The organism is Streptococcus sp. HMSC062B01, from assembly GCF_001811085.1.
Classification (GTDB): Bacteria; Bacillota; Bacilli; order Lactobacillales; family Streptococcaceae; genus Streptococcus; species Streptococcus gordonii.
Genome location: NZ_KZ672769.1, coordinates 1 through 261, shown reverse-complemented (window position 1 = coordinate 261; position 261 = coordinate 1). Strand labels below are relative to the sequence as shown.

Here is a 261-nt window from a genome sequence, read left to right as displayed (position 1 = left end):
ATGGCGCGAGACGGAATCGAACCGCCGACACATGGAGCTTCAATCCATTGCTCTACCAACTGAGCTACCGAGCCTTATTGCGGGAGCAGGATTTGAACCTACGACCTTCGGGTTATGAGCCCGACGAGCTACCTAGCTGCTCCATCCCGCGATACTATTATTCAACTAAAAGGAGGATGTGGGATTCGAACCCACGCACGCTTTTACACGCCTGACGGTTTTCAAGACCGTTCCCTTCAGCCGGACTTGGGTAATCCTCCA

General features: G+C 53.3%; 3 tRNA genes. All 3 read right to left on the bottom strand.

The annotated features are described in order from the left end of the window. Position 1 precedes the first annotated feature (1 nt). Positions 2-74: transfer RNA gene (locus tag HMPREF2780_RS02235), tRNA-Phe, on the bottom strand. A gap of 3 nt (positions 75-77) precedes the next feature. After that, positions 78-151: transfer RNA gene (locus HMPREF2780_RS02230), tRNA-Met, on the bottom strand. Between the two features lie 19 nt (positions 152-170). Further along, positions 171-260, bottom strand: a tRNA-Ser gene (locus HMPREF2780_RS02225). Position 261: the final 1 nt, after the last annotated feature.